Source organism: Streptomyces sp. NPDC050619, from assembly GCF_040654815.1.
GTDB lineage: Bacteria > Actinomycetota > Actinomycetes > Streptomycetales > Streptomycetaceae > Streptomyces.
In genome coordinates this window covers 290,424-314,483 of record NZ_JBFAIR010000004.1, presented here as the reverse complement: position 1 = coordinate 314,483, position 24,060 = coordinate 290,424, and the positions used below count along the sequence as shown (strand labels likewise).

Sequence of the window (24,060 nt, the reverse complement as noted above, 5' to 3'; positions counted from 1 at the left end):
TACGGCCGTCTCCCGGCCCCGCCGCCCGAACCAGGAGCACGGTACTCGTGTCCATACCTCCGCCCCCTGGGGCCCCTCAACCCCCGGAACCTCAAGGGCCGTATGGTCCCTACGCTCCGCACCCGCCCTATCAGGCCCCGCCCTACCAGGCCTGGGGCCAGGGCTACAGCCCGTACGCCCGCCCGGCGCCGGTCAACGGCGTCGCCATCGCCGCACTCGTGCTCGGCATCCTGTGCTGCATCCCGGTCGTGGGGCTCGTGCTGGGGCTGATCGCGCTCCGGCAGATCAACCGGAAGGGCGAGCGCGGGCGGAGCATGGCCATCACCGGGTCCGTGCTGTCGTCCTTCGGGTTGGTGCTGTGGGTGGTGGTCATCGCCACGGGAGGTGTCTCGGGGATCTGGGAGGGCGTCAAGGAGGGCGCGCGCGAGGGTTCCCTGACGCAGGGCGAGTGCTTCGACTCGCCCAGTGGCATGGAGGGTTCGAGCTACGACCTCGACGAGGTGCCCTGCGCCGGCGAGCACGACGGCGAGGTGTTCGCCGTCGTCAAGCTGCCGGGCGGCTCCTTCCCGGGCGACGCGTCGGTCACGCGGACCGCCGAGGACAAGTGCTACACGCTCCAGTACGCCTACGCCATGGATGCCTGGGCCCTGCCGGGCGACGTGGACGTGTACTACATCGTGCCGTCCGCGGAGAGTTGGCGCCTGGGCGACCGTGAGATCACCTGTTCGTTCGGCAACACGGACGCCAACGCCAGCCTCGGCGGCGGCTCGTTGCGCAACGACGAGACGACGCTCGACGCGGACCAGGTCGCCTACCTGAAGGCGGTCGACGCGCAGAACACGGCCCTGGACTCGGCGCCCGAGGACACACCCGACGACGACCTCGCGGCCAACAAGCAGTGGGCCGCGCGGGTGTCGGCCGCGCTCGCCAAGGAGGCCGGGATGCTGAGCGGCCACCCGTGGCCGGCCGACGCGAAGCAGCCGGTCGCGGTCGTCGTGAAGGAGCTGGAGGCCCTTCAAAAGCCGTGGTCGCAGGCGGCCGGAGCCGACGACGTGGACACCTTCTACACGCACTACGACGAGGCACTGCGGCTCGAAGACCCCACCAAGTCCGTGACCGCGCGCAAGGCTCTGGGACTCGCCACGAACCCGCCCTCCTACGACGACGGCGGCAGCGGCGAGGCCGGTGGGGGCGGTGGGGGCGGGAGCTCCCGCCTCGATGTGTAACGGCCCTCCATGATGTGTAACCGCCCCCATAGCGGGGAGAAAGTGCCTGCGTAAAGCCCTTCACTGGCATAAGTAATCACTTCGAGTGATTCTCTGGCCTTTGCTTGCATGGCTCAACCCACGGTTGCCAGGCTGTAGCTGTCTGTACAACCTGATGGGAGCGGCCAGTGACATTCGGTGAGCAGCCGGCGTATCTGCGTGTCGCGGGTGATCTCCGCAAGAAGATCGTCGACGGTTCGCTGCCACCGCACACCCGCCTCCCGTCCCAGGCCAGGATCCGCGAGGAGTACGGCGTCTCGGACACGGTCGCCCTCGAAGCGCGCAAGGTGCTGATGGCCGAAGGGCTGGTCGAGGGCCGCTCCGGTTCCGGGACGTATGTGCGCGAGCGGTCCGTGCCCCGCCGTATCGCCCGCTCCGGATACCGTCCGGACGGCGGGGCCACACCCTTCAGGCAGGAGCAGGCCGACGCCGAGGCGCACGGCACCTGGGAGTCCAGCAGTGAGCAGGCCGAGGCGAGCGGTACCGTCGCCGAGCGGCTCGGCATCCCGCCCGGCGACCGCGTGATGTGCACGAAGTACGTCTTCCGGGACTCCGGCGAGCCGATGATGCTCTCCACGTCCTGGGAACCCATCGCCGTCACCGGCCGTACTCCCGTGATGCTGCCCGAGGAGGGCCCGCTCGGCGGGATGGGCGTGGTCGAGCGCATGGCCGCCATCGACGTGATCGTGGACAACGTCACCGAGGAGGTGAGCGCCCGCCCCGGCCTCGCCGACGAACTGCTCACTCTGGGCGGTGTCCCTGGCCATGTCGTCCTGGTCGTCCAGCGCACGTACTACGCCTCGGGCCGCCCGGTGGAGACGGCGGACGTGGTGATCCCGGCCGATCGCTACCAGGTCTCCTACCACCTTCCGGTCAAGTAGTGCGCCCGTCCGGTGTGTTCACGCTCCGCCTCGGCGCTCGTCGAGTGAAGTAGCGCACACTCCCGGATCAGCGGCGCACGCCCTTCTGGCAGTTGCCTCCGGCGAAGGCCCAACCCGCGCTCTTTCGCCGGGCGTTGGATTCCAGCCGTTTTCGCAGGTCGACACGGGCGTGCGAGGTGTGCCGCCGACCGGATGCGGACACGCCTACAGGGGGCGTGTTCGGCGAAGTGCGCCCCCTGGCGGGCGAGTCCGTCCTGGCTGGTTGCGTACCTCTTTGTGAAAATCCGTGTTCGCTGAGTAAAGGTTGGGCGTAGGCTCGGGCATATGCGGATTGCGGTTTCCTTATCGGGCGGGGCGCGGAGCAGGCCGCGGACGGGAAGTGGAGGGGCGCGGTGAACGACAGCACGATCACTCTTCCCTGGGGCGTCATACGGCAGGACGACAACGGCAATCGCTACCGCGTGGGCCGTTACGCGACCCGGGCCGAGGCCCAGAAGATCGCGGACAGCCTCGACGGTCGCGGCCACAAGCAGCTGTACTGGGTCGAGCGCATCAGCCAGAACGCCGCGAACACGGACGACTGATTCCCCGTCCGCGACGGGTGCAGGCGCTCCCGTAGGCTCCCGCGCATGACGGAACGGATCGTGGTGGTGGGGGCCGCCCTGCTCGACGGCGGCCACCTGCTCGCCGCGCGCCGCAGCGCACCCCCCGAACTGGCCGGCCGCTGGGAGCTGCCCGGCGGCAAGGTCGAGCGGGGCGAGACACCCGAGGCGGCACTCGTGCGCGAGCTGCGCGAGGAACTCGGTGTCGAGGCCGAGCCAGTCGAGCGCGTCCCGGGGGAGTGGCCCCTGAGGCCGCCGTACGTCCTCCAGGTGTGGACGGCGCGGCTGCTCCCCGGATCCGGCCGTCCCGAGCCCCTCCAGGACCATGACGCACTGCGCTGGCTGGCCCCCGGCGAGCTCTGGGACGTGAACTGGCTGGACCAGGACCTGCCCGCCGTGCGCGAGGTGCTCGCGCGGCTCGACGCCGGCGCGCACTGATCACCCGTACGCCGTTCGTGCCACAGTGCGCCGTTGAGTGCGGTACTGGCTCCTGGATATCGGGTATGTGCCCATTAACCCCACGAAACCGGACATGGGGTGAACTGGCCGGCCCGGGATGTGATCGGCGTGATCGACACCGAAGGCGGCTGCGCCGAGTGGACCTTTCCCGCGGACCCGGGCGCCGTGCGCACCGCCCGTGCCGTGGTCCGCGGGCAGTTGCGCGAGTGGGGCCTCGACAGCCTGGCCGACCTGGCGGCACTGCTGGTCAGTGAGCTGGTGACCAACTCCCTGCGGCACGCCACCGGTCCCATCGGGGTACGTCTGGTGCGCCCCGCGGGTCTCGGCGACGTGCTGCTGGTCGAGGTTTCCGACCCGCTCCCGGACCCGCCCCGCGAGCGCGTCGCCCGCCTCGAGGACGAGAGTGGCCGCGGTCTGCAACTGGTGGCCCTCTCCTCGCGCCGCTGGGGTACCCGGCCCGGCGAGGCGGGAAAGACGGTGTGGTTCGAACTCGCGGTGCCAGGATGAGGCTGCCGGTCCCTCGATGCCGGTGCCGTAGGTCCGGCCGGAATCCGCCCGTCCGCTCCTGTACGTTCGTGCTCGGGCTGTAGAGGGAGTGGTTCAGGCCAGTGGTGGTTGTCGAAGAGCGTGATTCGATGACGTGTCCGCTGGTTAGAAGACTGTAGGTGTTGTCGCGGTACGGACCGAAAATCATCGGGACCGTGCTGTGATCGTGAACACCGTGTCGTGCGGCGCCGTAGTGCTGGATACTGCGGGCAGCCGCCCCCGGTGACCGGTGCCGGACGCGGTGAGCTGGAGGGGACGGTTCGCGTGAGCGAGATACCAGCGAAGGCCACGGAGTCCGAGGACCCGTCGGACGGCGCGAGGACAGGGGCCGCGAGGGATGCGGCCGAGACCGTACCGGGCGATGTGCCGCCCGGCGACGCCATGTGGCAGAGCAGTCCGCCCGGCTCCATCTACGACTACATCAAGGTCGCCTCCTTCTCCATCGGCCCCGACGGGCTGGTCGACCAGTGGAGCCTGCGCGCCGAGCAGCTCTTCGGTATCGCCGCCGAGGACGCCGTCGGCATGGACCCCATCGAGGCGTTCATCGACCCTGATCTGCGCGAGCGGGGCCAGCGGAAGATGGCCGAGATCCTCGACGGCCGCGAGTGGACCGGAGTCGTCCCCTTCCGCACGCCGGACTCGGCGGCCGGAGAACCCGGACGGCAGGGCCTCGCCGAGGTGTACGTCATGCCGACGCGCAGCGAAGGCGGCGAGAAGGCCGCCGTCTGCATCGTCGTCGACGTGCGCACCCTGCGCAGCATTGAGACCGACCTTGCCGCTTCGCAGTCCATTTTCGGTCAATCTCCGTTCGGCTTCCTGCTCATCGACACCGACCTCAGGGTCCGCCGCGCCAACGAGCAGTTCGCCAAAGCCTTCGGCGGCAGCCCCGACGACCACCGCGGCCGCGGCGTCCACGACTACCTTCAGCGGCCCGAGGCCGAGCGGGTCGTCGCGACCCTGCGCCGGGTGCTGGAAACCGGCAACTCCATCACGGACATGCACGTCACGGGTTCCCTGCCGGGCTCGCGGGAGCGCCGCCACTGGTCCATCAACCTCTATCGGGTGCACAGCGGTTCCGGCCGCCCGATCGGCATCGCCTGGCTCGGCACCGACATCACCTCCCGCCGCGCCGCCGCCCGCGAGGCCGCCGCGGCCCGGCGCAATCTCGCCCTCCTGAACGAGGCCGGCGCCCGCATCGGCAACTCCCTCGATCTGGAGACCACCGCCCGCGAACTCCTCGACGTCGTCGTCCCCGGCTTCTGCGACCTCGCCACCGTCGACCTCTACCAGGGCCTGCTGGTCGGCGACGAGACCCCGCCGGGCCTCGCCGACGGCAGCGCGGAGCTGCGCCGGGTCGCCTTCGCCAGCGCCGTCTCCGACGAGCCCTTCGCCGGGTCGGGCAAGCCCGTCGCCCTCGGCGCGGTCCACCACTACCCCTTCAACTCGCCCTGCGCGCGCGCCCTGCGCACCGCCCGGCCGAAGTCCATCCCGCCCGAGGAGGGCGGCCTCGTCCAGTCCACGCTCGCCGTGCCGATGGTCGCCCACGACACGGTCGTAGGCCTGGTGCAGTTCGCGCGGACGAAGGGCAGCGAGCCGTTCGGCGACCGGGACCGGGACCTGGCGGTGGAGTTGGCGGCGCGGGCGGCCGTCTGTATCGACAACGCCCGCCTGTACCGGCGCGAGCACGAGCGTGCGCTGATACTGCAACGGTCCTTGCTGCCGCCCGGCGACCCGGTGGCCTCCGGCCTCGACATCGCCTGCCGCTACCTGCCCGGCAACTCCTCCTCCGACCGGCCCAGCGAGGTCGGCGGCGACTGGTTCGACGTCATCGAACTGCCGGGTCACCGTACGGCGTTGGTGGTCGGGGATGTGATGGGCCGGGGCCTGCGGGCGGCGGTCGCGATGGGCGAACTGCGGTCCGCCGTACGAACGCTGGCGTTGCTGGACCTCGAACCGGCCGAAGTCCTCTCCGCGTTGGACGAGATCGCACGCGGGCTCGGCGCGCCGGGCGGCGTCCAGCAGGCCACGCGGGCGGCTCGCCGTCCGCGCGAGGCTGACCTGTCCGAGGTGTACTTGGCGACTTGTGTGTACGCGGTCTACGACTCGGTGACGAGGCGCTGCACCTTCGCCAACGCGGGCCATCTGCCGCCCGTCCTGGTCGAACCCGGCGAGGACGCGCTGATGCTCGACGTGCCGCCGGGCATGCCGCTCGGCGTGGGCGGCGAGCCCTTCGAGGAGGTCGAGGTCGAACTCGCCGAAGGCGCACTGCTCGCGCTCTACACGGATGGACTGGTCGAATCGCGGGACCATCCGCTGGACGAGGGTCTCCAGGCCTTCGTCAACACGCTCACGGACCCCTCGGCTCCCCTGGAGGACGTCTGCGACCACGTCCTCAACACCCTTGACACGCACCACGGCGAGGACGACATCGCGTTGCTGATGGCACGTGTCCAGGGCCTGCCCGCCGACTCGGTCGGCGACTGGACGCTGCCGCGTGAGCCGAAGAGCGTGGGCCGGGCCCGTGAGTACGCGCGCGCACAGTTGCAGTCGTGGGACCTCGAACCGCTGGTCGACACGACGGAGTTGCTGGTCAGCGAGCTGGTGACCAACGCGCTGCGGTACGGCGAGGGCGAGATCAGGCTCCGGCTCCTCCTGGACCGCACCCTGGTCTGCGAGGTCTGGGACTCCGGCCTGGTCCAGCCCCGCCGCCGCCGCGCCCGCGACACGGACGAGGGCGGCCGGGGCCTGCAACTGGTCGGCCTGCTCAGCGCGGCCTGGGGCTCCCGACGCACCCCGCGCGGCAAGACGGTGTGGTTCGAACTGCCGTTGCCGGACGGGGAGACCGGGCTGGCGGATCCGGCGGAGGCGTTGCTGAGTCTGTTCTGACAGGGGTGCGGCGGGAGCGGCGGTCGGACCGTGACGTCAGACCTCGTGCGAGGCGAAGAGTTCGAGGTGGCCGCAAGCGGAACACCGGTAGGCGTCGATCTGGTACCGCGGACGCCCCCAGCGCTTGGCTCCCCCGAAGATCCCCCGTTCCAGTGGCCCGGGTATCCAACGGGTGTACCCGCTCGCATGGTCACCGCTGTCTTCGATGAACCCGGGCTCCAGGTCGACGGCCTGGCACTGGGTGCACTTGATTTCCACGGACGCACTGTACAGAAATCCCTTACCCGGGCGGGAGGTTGCGGCGTGCTCGCGTGAGCGGTCCGCCGAAGCACGCGGGCGGGCTGTCGCCCGAGCCGCCGTCCAGCAGGATCCCGCCAAGGACAGCCCCGCCGGCCCTGCTCGCGTCGGCCGCCCCCGCGAGCGGATTGCCGTGCGTCCGTACGTCCTGCTCGGCGAGCTCGTGGGCCTGCCGGGCCAGGGCTCGGACGCTCGCCAGGTCGGTGAGGGTCGTGGCGTGGAGCAGGTCCTGGGCCGCCGCCGCGAGCCGGGTGCGGGCGTCGGCGCCGACCGCGCCCCGGTGTGTGGTGACGAAGTCGTCCGCGGCCGCCGTGGCGCTGTGCGCGGTCAGCCGGGCGGCTGCGGGGAGGACCCCGGCACGCCCGGTGGCGACCGGTGCGAGGGCCCGCACGATCCGGTGCAGGACGTCCAGCGGGTCGTACGGCTGCCCTCCGGTCAGTTCCTGTCGTACGGAGGTCAGTACCGCGTCGGCGTGCAGGACCCGCGACCGCAGCTCGCCCACGGGGACGTCCGGCGGGGCGCCGGGAGGCACCGGTCTGCCCGCGTCGTCCGCCGCCTCGACCTCGCCCGTCGCCGGGCCCCGCCCGGCATCCGGCACCGCGCCCGCCATCGCGCCCATGCCCGCGTCCGCCGGCTGCTCCCACTCGCCCGCGGCCGGCAGGACCCCCCGCACCCCCGCGAGCTCCGCCTCCGCGCCGGTCAGCGCGGCCGGTACCAGCTTCGTCGCCGCCCTGAGCTCGTCGGCGAGGCGGTGTACGGCGCTGAGGAAGACGGCGGCCTGATCGACGGCGCCCTCGGCGGCGCGCAGATGCCGGGCCGCGCGCTCGGGGGAATCCATGTCGGCCGACTGACGGGCCTGGTTGAGGCGGGCGCCGGCGAACACCAGGCGGTCCTTGGCCTGTTCGACGTAGCCGGTGACCGGGGCGGCGGCGGAGGGCGCGTACAACTCGGCGAGGTCGGTGAGGGTGGCCTGCGTGGTCGGCGTGCGCCCGGCGAGTTCCCGGAACCGGGTCTCCGCGACCGCCAGGGCCGCGCCGAGTTCCCGCTCCAGGGCACGGAGTTGATCGAACGCGGGCGCCTGCGCGTCCAGCCGTCGGCCCGCCTCCTGGCACCGGCCCACGATCCCGGCGAGCACATGCCGCCGGGACGTCTCGTCCGCCGGGACGCCGTCGTCGTACCGCTGGCGCATCCGGAAGGCGGCCGACAGTTCGGACTCCGCGTCCCGCAGGGCCGAGGCGAAGGGGGCGACCGCCTCGGTCCCGAACCGGGCCTCGGCGAAACCGAGCTCCTCGCGGCTGGTGCGGACGCAGTCGTCGGCCTCGGTCAGCAGGGCGCGGGCCTGCTTGTCGAGCGCGGTCAGGGGCGGGGCGGAGGGTGCGGTGGGGGTGCCGGCGGGCGTCGTACGGGTCCGGGCGCGCCGAGTGCGTCGTACATAGCCATACCCGGCGAGGGCGCCCGCGGCGCCCACCGCGACGAGCGGCAGGACGAGGTCGGCGGCGGAGGTCTCATCCTCCTCCTGCGCGGGGGCGCTCGTGGCCGCGACGGCTCCGGGCCCGTTGATCGCAACCGGGAGGTCGCTCTCGACCGTCATCCCTGGCAACACCAGCCACACCAGCCCGGCCGCACCGCCCAGTACGGCATGCACCACCCGTACTGATATGTGCGAGCGGGTGCGCCGCGGCCGGCCCCGGATCAACGATGACGTCACATTTCGGAGCGTATGAGCAGAAACGCGGGCGCGCGACCGGGTGCGGTGGGCGGGGGTATCCCGACAGGGCCGATGGGGGGCCACGGGGATCCATGGGGATCGATGGGGGAGGGGACATATGACGGAACATTCCGGGGGGACGCGGATGGAAGCCGAGCAGGAGCCCAAGACAGGGGAGACAGGGGAGACAAAGGGGGAGACACCCGAGATACCCGCGTCCGCCGATGCCGATCAGGCCACACCGGAACCGAGACCCAGACGCCGCCGCCCCTGGGTCCGCTGGACCCGCCGCACGGCGCTCGCCCTCGTCCTCGCCCTGGTCCTCCCCGTCCTCGCCTCCCAGATCGCCCTCCGCGTGAACTACTCCGGCGATCCGGCGGACGGCACGTACACCAGGAACAAGGACGCGATCTGGCTAGGCCACGCCTGGGTCGACGGCCGGAAGAAGGACGCCGACGTCACCGCCCTGGCCCGCAGCCTGGAGACCACCGGTATCCGCGACCTGTACGTCCACTCGGGCCCCCTGGAGCACGACGGGACGCTGCCCAAGTCGCTCTATCCGCGGGCTCGCTGGTTCATCGACGCGATGCACACCGCGGCGCCCGGCATCCGCGTCCAGGCCTGGCTCGGTGACGTACTCGCGACCGAGAGCCCGGACGGGATGCGGCTGGAGCGCCCGCAGACCCGTGCGGCCGTCGTCGCCTCCGCCCGGCAGATCCTGGCCACCGGCTTCGACGGGGTCCACTTCGACCTGGAGCCCCTGCACTCGGACGACGCCGACTACCTCACCCTCCTCGACTCCCTGCGCCGCGTCACCCGCGCGCGGCACGCTCAGCTGTCGATCGCCGCCCACCAGATCGACCCGGTGCCGGGACTGCATTCCTTCATGGGCGCGGTCGCGGGGCACCCGAAGTGGTGGTCGCAGAAGTTCTTCGGCCAGGTCGCGCGCCGCGTCGACCAGATCGCGGTGATGTCGTACGACACCATGCAGCCGCTGGAGAGCACCTACGGCGGCTATGTCGCCCAGCAGACCTCGCTGGCCCTGGAGGTCACTCCGAAGTCCACCGACCTGCTCATGGGCCTGCCCTTCTACCACGAGAACGAGTTCGGCCACTGGAATCACGCCGAGACCGTCCCGGCCGCCGTCCGCGGCGTCCGTCTCGGCCTGTCCCGCACGGACGCCGACCGCGCCGACTTCGGCGTCGCGCTGTACGTGGACTTCGCGGCCAAGGAGGAGGACTGGAGGGCGTACCGGGAGGACTGGGTGCGCTGAGGAACCGGCCGCGCTGAAAAGGGGCTGCGGCCGGGCCGTACCGGGTGCCACGATCCGACGCGTGACCGGCACCCGGAAGTCCCAGCCCCACCCCCGAAACTCCCAGCCCCAGCCCCGAAAGCCCCCTCCCCACCCCCGCAAGCCCCCGCCCCGCAGGCCCCTCACCCGCGACGACCTCGCCCCGCTCGCCCGGGCGGCGACCGGCCCGCACCGCACCCTCGCCGCCGTCACCCGGATCCGGGGTGGCAGCAAGAAGGGTGTCTACCGGATGGCCTTCGACGACGACACGACCGCCGTCGCCTACGTCTGGTCGGCGGACGAGGACTACTGGGACGCCGGGCCCTCCGACCCCCGCGACCCCTTCTCCCACGGCACCGGGCTCGACCTGCTCACCGCGGCCCACGACCGCCTGACCGTCGTCGGCGTGCGCACGCCCCGGCTGCTGTACGCCGACGCCACGCACACGCACCTTCCGGCGGACGCGGCGGTCATGGAGGACGTGACCGGCGGCAGCCTGGAGGAGGCGCTGGAGCGTGACCCGGTCGCGGGGCGCGCGTCCCTGGAACGGCTGGCCGCCCAGCTCGCCGTGCTGCACGCCCACGAGGGGCCGGCCTTCGGCAAGGTCGCGCTGGTGGACAACGGCGGTGTCTCGTCCGCCAGTTCCTGCGAACAACGGGTCACGGACGGTGCCCTGCGCTCCATCGCGGAGGCCGCCCCGCGGGACGCGCGCATCTCCGCCGCGAAGGAGGACCTGGAAGCGACCATCCGAGAACTGGCCGCGGCGGTCGGTCCCCGCACCCGGTACAGCCTCATCCACGGCGAACTCGGCCCCGACCACGTCCTGTTGGACGCCGACGGCAACCCCGTCCTGATCGACGTCGAAGGCCTGCTGTACTTCGACGTGGAGTTCGAGCACGTGTTCCTGCGGCTGCGCTTCGGAGCGCACTACGACGTCCTGCGCGCCCCCGACCTGGACGAGGACCGCCTGCGCCTCTACCGCCTGGCCATGCACCTGGGCCTGGTGTCCGGTCCGCTCCGTCTCCTCGACGGCGACTTCCCGGACCCGGAGCCGATGCGCGCCATCGCCGAGCACAACCTGCGCAAGGCCCTGGAGCTGGTCGGGCGCGCGGGCTCCGCGACATGAACATCTCGTCACCCAGCCGTCACGCGCGCTTCGTCCGCACGTTTCCTGTGTTAGTTGTGGGCCAACTGTGAGCCCCCTACGGTCCACGGATGCGAGCGTTAATCACCAGCAAGGCCGCCCGGCGTGCCCTGCGACCGATCGTCGAACTCATCGACCAGCGCATCGAGCGCCAGGTCCGCCGTGCCGTCGGGAACACCTCGACCGTCCGGACTTCCTCGGACGACGCGTTGCGGCAGGAACTGAAGAAGCTGCGCAACCGGCAGCGCCCCCTGGAGCTGTTCTTCGACGGGACCGGGCGCGGCGCGTCACGGCTGCCGTCCGCGCCCCATCTCAACCGCACGATCGACGAGTTGGCCCAGGTGGCCGGCGACAGGGACCGCGCCGAGCGCACCGTCGCCCAGGCGTTCCGGCTGCTCATCGCGTTGGAGGCGCTCGGGGTCGGCCGGATCGCCGGCGGCACGATGAACATCGTCGGCAAGCTGTCCGCCGTACCGCTGCTCGATCCGCCGAACGACGAGATCCTGGAGATCGGCACCCTGTACGGGATGTTCGGCGCGGCCCTGATCCGGATGATGGAGCGCGCCGGACGCGACCCGCGCCTGACGATCGTCGACCCGCTCGCGGGCACGCAGTTGCAGCCCGGAGCCACCATGGGGGACGACGTGACGGGCACCCCCGTGCGGGGCGCCGCGGTACGCACCAATCTGGCCCTGGCGGGAGCGGCCGGCGCCGCGACCCGGATCCAGCAGGGCTTCTCCGAGGACCCCGAGGTGCGCCTCCTGGTCTCGGACCGCGCCTACGGCGTGATCATCGTCGACGGCGACCACTCCGCCGCCGGTGTCCTGGCGGACCTGGAGTGGGCCGAGCGGATCGTCGCGCCCGGCGGCATCGTCGTCCTGGACGACTTCGGGCACCCCAAGTGGCCCGGCATCAAGGAGGCCTTCGAGAAACACATGGCCACCGAGACCAGGTTCACCTTCCTCGGCCAGGTCGCGCACTCGGGCTATCTGCGGGCATCAGCCTGACGAGGTCCGCCGCCTGATCTTGTTCCCCAGCCACACCAACGGATCGTACTTGCGGTCAACCGCCCGTTCCTTCAACGGAATCAGCGCATTGTCCGTGATCTTGATGCCCTCGGGGCAGACCTCCGTACAGCACTTGGTGATGTTGCAGTAGCCGAGACCGTGCTCGTCCTGGGCGGTCTTCTTGCGGTCGAGGCCGGTCTCGGCGGCGGCGTCCAGCGGGTGCATGTCCAGTTCCGCGACCCGCATCAGGAAGCGCGGGCCCGCGAACGACGTCTTGTTCTCCTCGTGGTCGCGGACCACATGGCAGGTGTCCTGGCACAGGAAGCACTCGATGCACTTGCGGAACTCCTGCGACCGGTCCACGTCCTCCTGCATCATCCGGTACTCGCCCGGCGCGACCCCCTCCGGCGGCACGAAGGAAGGGACCTCACGCGCCTTCGTGTAGTTGAAGCTGACGTCCGTGACGAGATCCCGTACGACGGGGAAGGCGCGCAGGGGCGTGACGGTGATCGTCTCCTCCTCGGTGAACACCGACATGCGGGTCATGCACATCAGCCGGGGCCGCCCGTTGATCTCCGCCGAGCACGAACCGCACTTGCCCGCCTTGCAGTTCCAGCGGACGGCCAGGTCGGGGGCCTGGGTGGCTTGGATGCGGTGGATGATGTCGAGGACGACCTCGCCCTCGTTGACCTCGATCTTGAAGTCCTCCAGGCCGCCGCCCCCGACGTCACCCCGCCACACCTTGAAGTGGGCCGTGTAGCCGCTCATTCGTACAGCTCCTCTTCGGCGAGGTACTTGACCAGCTCCTCCTTGTCGAAGAGGGCGAGCAGGTCGGGGCGGATGGGTTCGGCGGTCTCCCGTACGAGGTCGATCTGGCCGCGGACCGGGTCCGTCGCCGCCAATCCACCTGTCGGGTCGACGAGTTGGCACAGCAGATTGATACGGCGCCACTCGCGGTCCATCGCCGAGTGGTCCTCACGGGTGTGGCCGCCGCGCGACTCGGTGCGCTCCAGCGCCGCCCGGGCCACGCACTCGCTGACCAGCAGCATGTTCCGCAGGTCCAGGGCGAGATGCCAGCCGGGATTGAACTGCCGGTGGCCCTCCACCCCGGCCCGCCGGGCCCGCAGCCGCAGGTCCCCCAGCTTCTCCAGGGCCTGCTCCATCTCCGCCTCGCGGCGGATGATGCCGACGAGGTCGTTCATGGTCCGCTGGAGTTCCTGGTGGAGGGTGTACGGGTTCTCCGGCGGGCGGCCGTCCTCCTGTGCGGGGCCTTCGGCGGAGAAGGGGCGCAGGGCCTCGGCGGCGGCCGCGTCGACCTGGGCCTCGTCGACCGGGGGGCGTTCCCCGGCCGGCCCGGTCGCGTACTCCGCCGCGTGCCGGCCAGCCCGCTGCCCGAACACCAGCAGGTCGGAGAGCGAGTTGCCGCCGAGGCGGTTGGAGCCGTGCATGCCGCCCGCGACCTCACCGGCCGCGAACAGCCCCGGCACCCCGCGGGCGGCGGCCGTGTCGGAGTCGACCGCGATGCCGCCCATCACGTAGTGACAGGTGGGCCCGACCTCCATCGGCTCCGCGGTGATGTCGACGTCGGCCAGCTCCCTGAACTGGTGGTACATGGAGGGCAGCCGGCGCCGGATGACCTCGGCGGGCATGCGGGTCGACACGTCGAGGAAGACCCCGCCGTGCGGGGAGCTGCGGCCCGCCTTCACCTCGGAGTTGATCGCCCGGGCCACCTCGTCACGGGGGAGCAGCTCGGGGGGACGCCGGTTGTTGTCCGGGTCCTCGTACCAGCGGTCGCCCTCCTCCTCGGACTGGGCGTACTTCTCCTTGAAGACGTCCGGGATGTAGTCGAACATGAAGCGTTTGCCCTCGGAGTTCCTGAGCACCCCGCCGTCGCCGCGCACGGACTCCGTGACGAGGATCCCCTTCACCGACGGCGGCCAGACCATGCCCGTCGGGTGGAACTGCACGAACTCCATGTTCAGCAGGGGCGCGCCCGCGAGGAGCGCGAGCGCGTGGCCGTCGCCCGTGTACTCCCACGAGTTCGACGTCACCTTGAAGGACTTGCCGATGCCGCCGGTCGCGAGCACGACGGAGGGGGCTTCGAGGACGAAGAAACGGCCGGTCTCGCGGTCGTAGGCGAAGACGCCGCTGACACGCGAGCCGTCCTTGAGGATCCGCGTGACCGTGCACTCCTGGAAGACCTTCAGTCCGGACTCGTAGTCGCCGGTCTCGCGATGGTCCTCCTGCTGGAGGGCGACGATCTTCTGCTGGAGCGTGCGGATCAGCTCCAGGCCGGTGCGGTCGCCGACGTGCGCGAGGCGCGGGTACTCGTGGCCGCCGAAGTTGCGCTGCGAGATCCGGCCGTCCTTCGTACGGTCGAACAGGGCGCCCCAGGCCTCCAGCTCCCACACCCGGTCCGGCGCCTCCTGCGCGTGCAGTTCGGCCATCCGCCACTGGTTGAAGAACTTGCCGCCGCGCATGGTGTCGCGGAAGTGGACCTGCCAGTTGTCGCGCGCGTTGACGTTGCCCATCGCCGCCGCGATGCCGCCCTCGGCCATCACCGTGTGCGCCTTGCCGAACAACGACTTGCAGATGACGGCCGTACGAGCGCCGCGCTCACGTGCCTCGATGGCGGCGCGCAGCCCGGCTCCGCCGGCGCCGACCACGACGACGTCCCACTGCTGCCGGTCCACAACGGACATCAGAAAAACCTCGGATCATCAAAGGCGCCGGACGCGACCAGGTACACGTAGAAGTCGGCGAGCGCCACGCTCACCAGCGACGCCCAGGCGAGCAGCATGTGCCGGGCGTTGAGCTTCCCGACCCACTGCCACATCCGGTAGCGCACGGGATGCTTCGAGAAGTGCTTGAGCTTGCCGCCGACGATGTGCCGGCAGGAGTGACAGGAGATCGTGTACGCCCAGATCAGCACGATGTTGACCAGGAACACGAGGGTGCCGAGGCCCATGTGACCCCACGCGTAGTGCTCGTCGCGGAAGGCGAGCACGGTGTCGTAGGTCAGGATCCCGGCGACGACGATCGCGGCGTAGAAGAAGTACCGGTGGATGTTCTGCACGACCAGCGGGAAGCGGGTCTCACCGGTGTACTTCTTGTGCGGCTCGGCCACCGCGCAGGCCGGCGGGGAGGCCCAGAAGCCCCGGTAATAGGCCTTGCGGTAGTAGTAGCAGGTCAGGCGGAAGCCGAGCGGGAAGATCAGGATGATGATCGCGGGGGAGATGCCCCACCAGCCGCCGAAGAGGTCCCAGTTGGGACCGGCGCGCATCGCGTCGCAGTTCTCCGCCAGGCACGGCGAGTAGAACGGCGACACGTACGGCGCGGCGTAGTAGTCGGCGTTCGCGAACGCCCGCCAGGTCGAGTAGACGACGAAGGCGAGCAGCCCGGCGGCCGTGACGGCGGGCGCCAGCCACCAGCGGTCGGTCCGCAGGTGCGGGGCGTCGATCGCGGCGCGCGTACCGGTGCGTACGCCGCCGCCGGGCGGATGGGGGTCTGTGGCTGGAGGTTCCGTACCAGTGGCCAATGGGTGACTCCGGTCGGGTCAGGGGGCGTGCCGGTCCCGGGCGCCGAGTCCTTCGTCGTCCGAGTCGATCCACAGTGAGTCGTCGTACGGGGTGTCGGGGATGGTGACGAGATCGGGGCGCTTTGCCGAGGCCGGTGTGGTGGCCGTCTCGCGCAGCAGCGCGACGCTCTCGCGCAGGTGGTCGGCGTCGGCGCGGACGCGGCGCATTTCGAGCCCGCCGCTGCCGATCTGCTGCTCCAGTCGTCCGACCGACCGGGCCAGATCATCGAGGCAGCGCTGGACTGAGGTCAGTTCGTCGTGCACGGACATGACGTACCTCGCTTCCGTGGGCGGTGGTGCCCTGGACGGCAACGTTCATGCGCCTGCGAGTGTTGCGCGTCACACCCGCCGGTGGGAAGGGACGTGCACCGATTGGCCGAGGCGTATCGGTGCATCCCCTGCGTGCACACCGTGGTGCGTTGCGCCGCACGGGTGGGCTTCCCGGCTTTTGTCGCCGTGTCGCCGACCGTTGCCGAACCCTTTCCTCTTCAGTGGCCGCATACATGTGATCAGCTCCATATACCGCCAAAAGTGATCATAACGCCCGCGGCTCCCGGAGGTAAGCAGATGTCCCACGACGGCGTCAGACTGCGCGCGATGCGCTCGGCCGCCTTCCTCACCGCGGGTGCGCTCGCGGTCCCCCTGCTCGCTGCATGCGGCTCCGATGACGAGGCGAGCAAGCCCCTCGTCGGGCAGGACATCGCGTCGGCCGGCCGCGCCCAGGTCGCCGACGGCGGCAGCCTGCGCTGGGCCGTGGACGCCGTACCGGAGACCCTGAACGCGTTCCAGGCGGACGCCGACGCGGCCACCAGCCGGATCGCCCAGGCCGTCCTGCCGTCGATGTACCGGCTGGACGAGAACGGGCGGCCGGAGCGCAACCCCGACTACCTGGAGTCCGCCAAGGTCGTGGACACCGAGCCCAAGCAGGTCGTCCTGTACAAGCTCAACCAGGAGGCCGTGTGGAGCGACGGCCGGGAGATCGGCGCCGCCGACTTCGCCGCCCAGTGGCGGGCCCTGTCCGGCAAGGACAGTGCCTACTGGACCGCCCGCAACGCCGGCTACGACCGCATCGAGAAGATCGAGCGCGGCGCGAACGACCTGGAGGTCAAGGTCACCTTCGCGCGGCCGTACGCCGACTGGCGGTCGCTGTTCTCGCCGCTGTACCCGAAGGACGTCATGGGCAGCCCGGACACCTTCAACGACGGGGCCCGGCGGAAGCTGAAGGTCAGCGCCGGTCCCTTCGCCGTGAAGAAGGTCGACCGCAAGGGCGAGGAGGTCACGCTCACCCGCAATCCGCGCTGGTGGGGACAGCGCGCCAAGCTCTCCGAGATCGTGCTGAGCGCCGTACCGCGCGACAAGCGGGCCGCCGCGCTGGCCGCCGGACAGATCGACCTGGCCGAGATCGACCCGGAGGCGGCCGGACGCGTCACCCTCGCCGCCCGCGCGCGCGGCAAGGGCGCGGACACCCCGCTCCAGGGACCGGGCGGCACGAAGTACCAGCGTCAGCAGCAGGCCCTCCAGGGCTTCGAGGTGCGCAAGTCGCTGGAGTCCGCCTACACCCAGCTCGCCCTCAACGGCGCCGGCGGTCCGCTCGCCGACGAGCGCGTGCGCCGGGCCGTGGCCCGCGCTCTCGACCGCAAGGAGCTGGCGAAGGCTGTCCTCAAGCCGCTCGGGCTGCCCGCCGTGCCCGTCGGCAGCCACCTCGCGCTGTCCGGGCAGGCCGCGTACGCCGACAACAGCGGCGCGCTCGGCGGCCAGGACACCGCGGAGGCGCGGGCGCTGCTCGCGGACGCCGGGTGGGTGCCCGGCGGGCCGCTCAAGGAGGAGAAGAAGGGCGAGAAGGCGGCCGGGGCGGAGGGCGAGAAGTCCGAGAAGGCGGCCGGGGCGGAGGCCGAGAAGTCCGAGAGGGCCCAGGAGGGCGAGAAGTCCGCGAAGGCCGAGGGCGACCCGGCGGGCGACGACGAGGGGACGTACATCGTCGGCGGGGACGGCGGGGACGGCGGGGACGGCGGGGACGGCGGGGACGGCGAGGGCAGCGGGGACGGCGAGGCCAGCGCGGCCAACGAGGACAACAGCGCCGCCGCCGCCGACGCCGACGCCGACAACAAGGCCCACCGCGAGGCCGACCGGGAGAAGAAGCAGCACAACGCGCAGGGCGACGCCCCCGGCGCGTACGCCCCCCTGGGCACCGCCGCCCCCGCGGGTGCCGCCGCGGCCCCCCTCGCCAAGGACGGCAAGCCGCTCACCCTGCGCTTCGTGCTGCCCTCGGGCTCCGGTTCCCAGCCCCTGCGCACCGTCGCCGACCGCATCTCCCGCATGCTGGCGAAGGTCGGCATCCGCACCGAGATCTCCAAGGTCTCCGACGAGAGCTACTTCAAGGACCACATCGCGTCCGGCCAGTACGACCTCGCGCTGTACTCCTGGCCCACCTCCGCCTTCCCCGCGACCGACGCCCGCCCGATCTTCGCCAAGCCGGTCCCGGCCGCCGACGGCTCCCTGAACGTCGAGCAGAACTACACCCGTGTCGGCACCGACCAGGTCGACCAGCTCTTCGACCAGGCCCTCGGCACCCTCGACGAGGAAGAGAACCGCGGCCTCATCCGCAAGGCCGACTCCCGCATCTGGGCGGCCGCCGGCTCGATCCCCCTCTACCAGCGCCCCCAGCTGACGGCCGCGCGCAAGAGCCTGGCGAACGCCGGCGCCTTCGGCTTCCAGACCCCCGTCTACGAGAACATGGGCTTCCTGGAGAAGGGCATGAAGCCGTCCGCGAGCCCCTCCGAGAAGTGAGCCGCACGGCCCTGTGGAGGCCGCTGCCGCCAGGGCCACGTACCATGGGGTGAGGCCGTGGCGTGTCCAGCCCGGCAGGGGCCCGCGTAACACAGACGTACGCAGCAGGGCCGTCCTCACACTTCGGGAGATCGCCGCATCATGGCCACGCGCCACGACATCCGCAACGTCGCCATCGTCGCTCACGTCGACCATGGCAAGACCACCCTGGTCGACGCCATGCTCAAGCAGGCGGGTGCCTTCGCCGCGCACGCCGCCGAGTCGCTCGACGACCGCATGATGGACTCGAACGACCTGGAGCGTGAGAAGGGCATCACGATCCTGGCCAAGAACACGGCGGTCAAGTACCACCCGAAAGATGGCAGCGATGTCATCACCATCAACATCATCGACACCCCCGGCCACGCCGACTTCGGTGGTGAGGTCGAGCGCGGCCTGTCGATGGTGGACGCGGTGGTGCTGCTCGTCGACGCCTCCGAGGGCCCGCTGCCGCAGACCCGCTTCGTGCTGCGCAAGGCGCTTCAGGCCCGCCTGCCCGTCATCCTGTGCATCAACAAGACGGACCGCCCCGACTCCCGTATCGACGAGGTCGTGAACGAGGCGTACGACCTCTTCCTGGACCTCGACGCCGACGAGGAGCAGATCGAGTTCCCGATCGTCTACGCGTGCGCGCGGGACGGCGTGGCCTCGCTGACCAAGCCGGAGGACGGCACCGTCCCGGCCGACAGCGACAGCCTGGAGCCGTTCTTCTCCACGATCCTGTCGCACGTCCCGGCCCCGCAGTACGACGAGGCGGCCCCGCTCCAGGCGCACGTCACCAACCTGGACGCCGACAACTTCCTCGGCCGTATCGCGCTGCTCCGCGTCGAGCAGGGCGAGCTGCGCAAGGGCCAGACCGTCACGTGGATCAAGCGCGACGGCACGATGTCCAACGTCCGCATCACCGAGCTGCTGATGACCGAGGCGCTCACCCGCAAGCCCGCCGAGATGGCCGGCCCGGGTGACATCTGCGCCGTCGCCGGCATCCCGGACATCATGATCGGCGAGACCCTCGCCGACCCCGAGAACCCGATCGCGCTGCCGCTCATCACGGTCGACGAGCCGGCGATCTCCATGACCATCGGCACGAACACCTCGCCGCTGGTCGGCCGCGGCGGCACCGGCAAGGGCGCCACCGCCAAGGCCGCCGTCAAGGACCGCAAGGTCACCGCCCGCCAGGTCAAGGACCGCCTGGACCGCGAGCTGGTCGGTAACGTCAGCCTCCGGGTCCTGGACACCGAGCGTCCCGACGCCTGGGAGGTGCAGGGTCGCGGCGAGCTGGCGCTCGCCATCCTGGTCGAGCAGATGCGCCGCGAGGGCTTCGAGCTGACCATCGGCAAGCCCCAGGTGGTCACCCAGGAGATCGACGGCAAGGTCCACGAGCCGGTCGAGCGCATGACGATCGACGTCCCCGAGGAGCACATGGGCGCGGTCACGCAGCTGATGGGCGTCCGCAAGGGCCGCATGGACAACATGTCCAACCACGGTTCGGGATGGGTGCGGCTGGAGTTCGTCGTGCCGTCCCGCGGCCTCATCGGCTTCCGGACCGAGTTCCTCACCGGCACCCGCGGCACCGGCATCGCCCACTCCATCCACGAGGGCCACGAGCCGTGGTTCGGCACCCTGACGACCCGTAACAACGGTTCGCTGGTCGCCGACCGCGCGGGTGCCGTCACCGCCTTCGCGATGACGAACCTCCAGGAGCGCGGCGTGCTGTTCACCGACCCCGGCACCGAGGTGTACGAAGGCATGATCGTCGGCGAGAACTCCCGCGCCGACGACATGGACGTGAACATCACCAAGGAGAAGAAGCTCACCAACATGCGCTCCGCCGCCGCCGACTCGTTCGAGGCGATCGTGCCGCCGCGCAAGCTCTCCCTGGAGCAGTCCCTCGAGTTCTGCCGCGACGACGAGTGCGTGGAGGTGACCCCGGAGGCCGTTCGCATCCGCAAGGTCGTCCTCGACCAGAAGGAGCGCGGTCGCACCGCGAGCCGCGCCAAGCACGGCTGATCGTCCCTCACTTGAGCCCGGGCGCCCCCTCCTTGGGGGCGCCCGGGCTTTTTTGCAACTCATTTTCAGTCAGCTTTCCGGCCGCCTTGTCCGGCATGCGGAGATCCTCGCCCGATACGCATGTAACACGTCCGTTTCGCGGCCTTCTCCTACCGAACGGTTTGTCCAGTTTTTGGAAGATGTACGCGTCACCTGTGACTGAATTGAGATTTAAAGACGGTGGTCGCTACTTGGCTCATGGCAGATAGTTAGCCGCGTAACGCTCGGGTCAATGGGTCTCGCGCTGTGGGGACAGCGCCGACTCACGAGCACCAGGGGGTGTCTGATCCTTCGTCAGGGGTGGCGGAGGAAAGGCATGTGCCCCCTCCTGTTGGTGAACACGTGGAGTCATGAGGAGGAGTCCCATGCGCGCTGTCACAAACGCCAGGTGGGTCACATCGTCCGTAGCTGTCGACCGCACGCCCGCATCAGGCGATTGGCTCTGAGGATTCGTCAGGCCGCTCAGTCCGGCCTTGCGCCTACGCGCGTCCGGCTGCGGTTTTCCCGCTTCGTCGGGGTTTCCTGACGTTCCTTCATGATCCGGCCCCGCGATCGCGCACACCCTGCGCCGGTCGCCGGCTCGGCACACCCACACCTGTGAAATGGGCGAACTGTGACAAGTCCTATCGGCATTGAGGGCGGCGGCACGCCGGTCCTCGTCGACGGCGAACCGGAGCCGACGAAGAAACCCGGAGAACAGCAGCTGGTGGGCCGCTCGCCCGGCCAGCTGATGTGGATCCGCTTCAAGCGCGACCGTACGGGCGTGATCTCGGCCTGCGTGGTCATCTTCTTCTTCGCGATCGGACTGCTCGCCCCGGTGATCTCCAAGCTCTACGGCAAGAACCCGTACACGGTGTACGCCGACGAGCGCCCCGAACTCTTCGACAGCGCGGGCGTCCCGGTGCAGCCCAACGGCGGGATCAGCGGCGAGTTCTGGTTCGGCCTCGAGCCCGGCAACGGCTACGACGTCTTCACCAAACTCCTCTACGGCATCCGGACCTCGCTGATGATCTCCGTCGCGGTCACGGTCGCCGCGGTGCTCACCGGCATCCTCCTCGGCGTCACGGCCGGCTATCTCGGCGGCAGGACCGACTACTTCATCAGCCGGGTCATCGACTTCCTCCTCGCCTTCCCGGCCCAGCTGTTCTTCATCGCCAGCATGCCGGTCGTGATCTCACTCTTCGTCAGCCCCACCGACGAGACCCCGGTCTACGTCCGGGTGGTCGCCCTCATCGCCGTGCAGTGGTTCCTGGGCTGGATGAGCCTCGGGCGCATCCTCCGAGGCACCACACTCGCCCTGCGGGAGCGGGAGTTCATCGAGGCGGCCAAGGTCAGCGGGGCCCCGCCCTGGCGGATCATCCGCCGGGAGATCCTGCCGAACGTGGTCACGCCGCTCCTCGTGCAGGGCACCTACCTGCTCCCCAACTTCGTGACCGCCGAGGCCGGTCTGTCCTTCCTGGGCGTCGGCATCGTCGAACCGACGCCGGACTGGGGGCAGATGTTCTCCAAGGCCTCGACCGAACTCGTGATGCAGAACGACATCACCTACATGTTCTTCCCGGGCATCTCGATGATCATCTTCGTCGTGGCGTTCAACCTGCTCGGGGACTCGGTCAGGGACGCCTTCGACCCCAAGTCGGCGCGCTGATGGCACTTCCTTCGCACTTTCGCACTGGTGACACACAGATGGGTGGAAACTGAGTGATGAGTAGGGGCGGACGCCACGTATACGCCGCAATCTCGGTGCTCGCGGCCGGAGCACTCGTGCTCACCGGTTGCAGCGAGGGCGGCAGTGACACGGGCGACAACAGCAAGCAGGACCAGGAGAACGCCCAGCGGCAGCAGGCGACGATCAAGTTCGGGGACGCCGCCGCCTCTCAGGGCCCGGCGCCCGAAGTGCCAGGAGCCAAGAGCGGCGGCACCATCCAGGTGCCGGCCCGCGACAGCTACGCCCATCTCGACCCGGGCCAGATCTACGTCCAGAACGAGATGGCGGTCGCCCAGCTGCTGCACAGAGGGCTCACCGGCTACAAGGCGACCAGCAACGACGGCAAGAAGCACGAGCTCGTCGGCGACCTCGCCACCGACTCCGGTACGACCACGGACGGCGGCAAGACCTGGAAGTTCGAGCTCAAGGACGGCATCAAGTTCGAGGACGGATCGGCGATCACCTCCGCCGACGTCCGGCACACCTTCGAGCGGCAGTTCGCGGCCTTCATCAACCAGGGCCCGCCGTACATCCAGCAGTGGCTGGCCGACACTCCGGGCGCCGACTACCGCAAGCTGCTGCCCGACGGCCCGTTCAAGGGCAAGCACCTGCCGGACAGCATCCTTCAGACGCCGGACGACAAGACGATCGTCTTCCACTTCAAGACCGCCCACCCCGACCTGCCGTACGCCCTGGCCATGGCGGGCTACGCCGTCGTGTCCGAGAAGGGCGACACGAAGGAGAAGTACGACAGGGACCCGCTGGTGACGGGCCCGTACAAGATCCAGTCCTTCAAGTCCGGCAAGTCCATGGTGCTCGTCAAGAACACCAACTGGGACCCGAAGACGGACCCGCTGCGCCACCAGTACGTGGACCGGTTCAACATCACGTTCAACCAGGAGTACGAGGACTCCACCAAGGCGCTCCTCGCGGACACCGGCGCCGACCAGGCCGGCGTCAGCTTCCAGAACTCGGTCGACGCGGGCAACCTGTCGAAGGTCCTCAGCGACCCGCAGATGAAGTCCCGTACGGTCATCGGCTACCAGCCGTACGTCGGCCAGATGAACATCAACCTGAGCCACGCGCCGATGAAGGACAAGAAGGTCCGCGAGGCCATCGCGTACGCCCTGCCCGTCTCGCCGTTCGTGCGGGCCTACGGCGGCAGCGCCGCGATGGAGGTCGCCGGCGGCATCATCAGCCCGACCGTCACCGGCTACGACCCCGCCTTCGACCCGTGGGGCAAGAAGAAGAACCCCGCCGGTGACCCGGCCAAGGCCAAGAAGCTCCTGGAGGAGGCCGGCAAAGTCGGCATGAAGCTGACCTTCGGCTACATCAACTCGGCCGAGGGCCAGGCGTACTCCACCGCCATGGCGGCGGGCCTGAAGAAGGCCGGCTTCGACGTCCAGCGCCAGGAGATCCCGGCCGAGACGTACTACGACCAGGTCAGCAAGCTGGACAACAACTACGACATCTTCAACACCAACTGGGGTGCCGACTGGCCGTCCGCCTCGACCGTGATCCCGCCGCTGTACGACGGGCGCGTGATCGCCGAGGGCGCGCAGAACTACTCGCAGGTCAACGATCCGAAGATCAACAGCGAGATCGACCGGATCAACAAGATCAGCGACCCCGCCAAGGCCGCGGCCGAGTGGGAGAAGCTCGACAAGTACATCGTGAAGGACGTCGTCAACGTCGTCCCGACCGGTTACTTCAAGCAGACCCAGATCGCCGGATCCAAGATCGGCGGCCTCGTCTACGACGACGTCATCGCGAGCGTCGACCCGCGTCGCCTGTACGTCAAGTAACCCCCGCCC

Annotated in this window: 19 protein-coding genes; 13 read left to right on the top strand and 6 right to left on the bottom strand. The window is 70.1% G+C overall.

The annotated features are described in order from the left end of the window. Positions 1 to 47 precede the first annotated feature (47 nt). The 6 genes from AB0I77_RS09815 (at position 48) to AB0I77_RS09790 (ending at position 6,639) form a co-directional block, all read left to right on the top strand. A complete protein-coding gene (locus AB0I77_RS09815; RefSeq protein ID WP_363281869.1) occupies positions 48 to 1,226 on the top strand; it encodes a DUF4190 domain-containing protein in 1,179 nt (392 codons plus the stop codon). Between the two features lie 167 nt (positions 1,227 to 1,393). Beyond that, positions 1,394 to 2,146 (top strand): GntR family transcriptional regulator, encoded by a 753-nt coding sequence (locus AB0I77_RS09810; RefSeq protein WP_363281868.1) that lies wholly within the window; start codon positions 1,394 to 1,396, stop codon positions 2,144 to 2,146. Positions 2,147 to 2,538: 392 nt separating this feature from the next. Then, entirely contained in the window at positions 2,539 to 2,730 is a 192-nt protein-coding gene (locus AB0I77_RS09805; protein WP_363281867.1) for an SPOR domain-containing protein, read from the top strand. A 45-nt stretch (positions 2,731 to 2,775) separates the two neighbouring features. Beyond that, positions 2,776 to 3,186 (top strand): (deoxy)nucleoside triphosphate pyrophosphohydrolase, encoded by a 411-nt coding sequence (locus tag AB0I77_RS09800; RefSeq protein WP_363281866.1) that lies wholly within the window; start codon positions 2,776 to 2,778, stop codon positions 3,184 to 3,186. 99 nt (positions 3,187 to 3,285) lie between these two features. After that, positions 3,286 to 3,714 (top strand): ATP-binding protein, encoded by a 429-nt coding sequence (locus AB0I77_RS09795; protein ID WP_363281865.1) that lies wholly within the window; start codon positions 3,286 to 3,288, stop codon positions 3,712 to 3,714. A gap of 303 nt (positions 3,715 to 4,017) precedes the next feature. Next, positions 4,018 to 6,639, top strand: a complete 2,622-nt coding sequence (locus AB0I77_RS09790) for a SpoIIE family protein phosphatase (RefSeq protein WP_363281864.1) — start codon at positions 4,018 to 4,020, stop codon at positions 6,637 to 6,639. Positions 6,640 to 6,675: 36 nt separating this feature from the next. On the opposite strand, the gene AB0I77_RS09785 is transcribed toward AB0I77_RS09790, so the two are convergent. Further along, positions 6,676 to 6,891, bottom strand: coding sequence for a hypothetical protein (locus AB0I77_RS09785; RefSeq protein WP_363282075.1), 216 nt, complete (start codon positions 6,889 to 6,891; stop codon positions 6,676 to 6,678). Positions 6,892 to 6,919: 28 nt separating this feature from the next. Then, positions 6,920 to 8,527: a hypothetical protein gene (locus tag AB0I77_RS09780; protein WP_363282073.1), complete on the bottom strand. Its 1,608-nt coding sequence runs from the start codon at positions 8,525 to 8,527 to the stop codon at positions 6,920 to 6,922. A 235-nt stretch (positions 8,528 to 8,762) separates the two neighbouring features. Here AB0I77_RS09780 and AB0I77_RS09775 point away from each other — a divergent pair, with 235 nt between their 5' ends. From AB0I77_RS09775 to AB0I77_RS09765, 3 genes are all read left to right on the top strand, one after another. Continuing rightward, on the top strand, positions 8,763 to 9,917 hold the full coding sequence (locus AB0I77_RS09775) for a glycosyl hydrolase family 18 protein (RefSeq protein WP_363281863.1): 1,155 nt from the start codon (positions 8,763 to 8,765) through the stop codon (positions 9,915 to 9,917). Positions 9,918 to 9,978: 61 nt separating this feature from the next. Beyond that, positions 9,979 to 11,061: a phosphotransferase gene (locus AB0I77_RS09770; protein WP_363281862.1), complete on the top strand. Its 1,083-nt coding sequence runs from the start codon at positions 9,979 to 9,981 to the stop codon at positions 11,059 to 11,061. 89 nt (positions 11,062 to 11,150) lie between these two features. Then, on the top strand, positions 11,151 to 12,086 hold the full coding sequence (locus tag AB0I77_RS09765) for a class I SAM-dependent methyltransferase (RefSeq protein ID WP_363281861.1): 936 nt from the start codon (positions 11,151 to 11,153) through the stop codon (positions 12,084 to 12,086). Here AB0I77_RS09765 and AB0I77_RS09760 read toward each other — a convergent pair. The 4 genes from AB0I77_RS09760 to AB0I77_RS09745 are packed head-to-tail and all read right to left on the bottom strand — an operon-like array spanning position 12,078 to position 15,933. Further along, positions 12,078 to 12,854, bottom strand: coding sequence for a succinate dehydrogenase/fumarate reductase iron-sulfur subunit (locus AB0I77_RS09760; RefSeq protein ID WP_363281860.1), 777 nt, complete (start codon positions 12,852 to 12,854; stop codon positions 12,078 to 12,080). The two genes, AB0I77_RS09765 and AB0I77_RS09760, sit on opposite strands and share 9 nt — an antisense overlap. Then, positions 12,851 to 14,788, bottom strand: coding sequence for a fumarate reductase/succinate dehydrogenase flavoprotein subunit (locus tag AB0I77_RS09755; protein ID WP_363281859.1), 1,938 nt, complete (start codon positions 14,786 to 14,788; stop codon positions 12,851 to 12,853). The genes AB0I77_RS09760 and AB0I77_RS09755 overlap by 4 nt, the downstream gene beginning before the upstream one ends. Then, the gene (locus AB0I77_RS09750; protein ID WP_363281858.1) at positions 14,788 to 15,624 is read right to left on the bottom strand and encodes a hypothetical protein; all 837 of its coding nucleotides are present in this window, start codon (positions 15,622 to 15,624) and stop codon (positions 14,788 to 14,790) included. Before AB0I77_RS09750 ends, AB0I77_RS09755 begins: the two co-directional genes overlap by 1 nt. 18 nt (positions 15,625 to 15,642) lie before the next feature. Then, positions 15,643 to 15,933 (bottom strand): hypothetical protein, encoded by a 291-nt coding sequence (locus tag AB0I77_RS09745; RefSeq protein ID WP_363281857.1) that lies wholly within the window; start codon positions 15,931 to 15,933, stop codon positions 15,643 to 15,645. 297 nt (positions 15,934 to 16,230) lie between these two features. Here AB0I77_RS09745 and AB0I77_RS09740 point away from each other — a divergent pair, with 297 nt between their 5' ends. The 4 genes from AB0I77_RS09740 (at position 16,231) to AB0I77_RS09725 (ending at position 24,051) form a co-directional block, all read left to right on the top strand. After that, a complete protein-coding gene (locus tag AB0I77_RS09740) occupies positions 16,231 to 18,450 on the top strand; it encodes an ABC transporter family substrate-binding protein (protein WP_363281856.1) in 2,220 nt (739 codons plus the stop codon). Positions 18,451 to 18,591: 141 nt separating this feature from the next. Then, positions 18,592 to 20,499: a translational GTPase TypA gene (typA, locus tag AB0I77_RS09735; RefSeq protein ID WP_363281855.1), complete on the top strand. Its 1,908-nt coding sequence runs from the start codon at positions 18,592 to 18,594 to the stop codon at positions 20,497 to 20,499. A 652-nt stretch (positions 20,500 to 21,151) separates the two neighbouring features. Then, positions 21,152 to 22,186, top strand: a complete 1,035-nt coding sequence (locus tag AB0I77_RS09730) for an ABC transporter permease (RefSeq protein WP_363281854.1) — start codon at positions 21,152 to 21,154, stop codon at positions 22,184 to 22,186. Between the two features lie 56 nt (positions 22,187 to 22,242). Then, positions 22,243 to 24,051: an ABC transporter substrate-binding protein gene (locus AB0I77_RS09725; RefSeq protein WP_363281853.1), complete on the top strand. Its 1,809-nt coding sequence runs from the start codon at positions 22,243 to 22,245 to the stop codon at positions 24,049 to 24,051. Positions 24,052 to 24,060 lie beyond the last annotated feature (9 nt).

Excerpts from the sequence above, each read along its gene's own strand:
- AB0I77_RS09800 (WP_363281866.1), top strand. The coding sequence starts at position 2,776 with ATGACGGAACGGATCGTGGTGGTGGGGGCCGCCCTGCTCGACGGCGGC.
- AB0I77_RS09780 (WP_363282073.1), bottom strand. The coding sequence starts at position 8,527 with ATGACGGTCGAGAGCGACCTCCCGGTTGCGATCAACGGGCCCGGAGCC.
- AB0I77_RS09775 (WP_363281863.1), top strand. The coding sequence starts at position 8,763 with ATGACGGAACATTCCGGGGGGACGCGGATGGAAGCCGAGCAGGAGCCC.
- AB0I77_RS09765 (WP_363281861.1), top strand. The coding sequence starts at position 11,151 with ATGCGAGCGTTAATCACCAGCAAGGCCGCCCGGCGTGCCCTGCGACCG.
- AB0I77_RS09760 (WP_363281860.1), bottom strand. The coding sequence starts at position 12,854 with ATGAGCGGCTACACGGCCCACTTCAAGGTGTGGCGGGGTGACGTCGGG.
- AB0I77_RS09755 (WP_363281859.1), bottom strand. The coding sequence starts at position 14,788 with ATGTCCGTTGTGGACCGGCAGCAGTGGGACGTCGTCGTGGTCGGCGCC.
- AB0I77_RS09745 (WP_363281857.1), bottom strand. The coding sequence starts at position 15,933 with ATGTCCGTGCACGACGAACTGACCTCAGTCCAGCGCTGCCTCGATGAT.
- AB0I77_RS09740 (WP_363281856.1), top strand. The coding sequence starts at position 16,231 with ATGTCCCACGACGGCGTCAGACTGCGCGCGATGCGCTCGGCCGCCTTC.
- typA (WP_363281855.1), top strand. The coding sequence starts at position 18,592 with ATGGCCACGCGCCACGACATCCGCAACGTCGCCATCGTCGCTCACGTC.
- AB0I77_RS09725 (WP_363281853.1), top strand. The coding sequence starts at position 22,243 with ATGAGTAGGGGCGGACGCCACGTATACGCCGCAATCTCGGTGCTCGCG.